At 60.0% G+C, this 505-nt stretch carries 1 protein-coding gene; it reads left to right on the forward strand.

The genetic code is table 11. The annotated features are described in order from the left end of the window. A partial coding sequence (locus DDR33_RS26300; RefSeq protein WP_238387955.1) for a DUF6443 domain-containing protein occupies positions 1–505 on the forward strand: 505 nt, incomplete at both ends.

Consider the following 505-nt stretch of genomic DNA (forward strand, 5'->3'; position numbering starts at 1 on the left):
ATGGCCTTCTATAACCCATCCGGCAGCGAAGCGCAGCTGCCCACCGGCGTCCCCCGTATCCCGTCCCCCTTTGCCGAGACCCGCTTTGAAGCCTCCCCGCTCAACCGCGTAGAAGAACAAGGCGCCCCCGGCAGCGACTGGCAGATCGGCCAGGGCCATACCGTTCGCCAGGGCTACTACAGCAACAGCGACGCCTCGCTGTCCGAAGGCAACGGCAGATGGGCAAAACAATACGGCGTCAGCATCGACGCCAGTGGTAACCGCAGCCTGAAAGACGAAGGCAGCTACGGACAGAACCAGCTCTATGTCAGCGAGACAAAAGACGAAAACTGGAAAGAAGGTGACGGCAAAGCCGGCCTGCTGCAGGAGTTCAAAGACAAAGAAGGCCGGGTAGTGCTCAAGCGCACCTGGAACCGCAAAGCCGACCAGAGCACCGAAGCCCTGTCCACCTATTACGTGTACGACGATTTCGGCAACCTGTGCTATGTCCTTCCCCCCAAGTCAG

The organism is Pararcticibacter amylolyticus (assembly GCF_003130405.1).
In the GTDB taxonomy this organism is placed as follows: domain Bacteria; phylum Bacteroidota; class Bacteroidia; order Sphingobacteriales; family Sphingobacteriaceae; genus Arcticibacter; species Arcticibacter amylolyticus.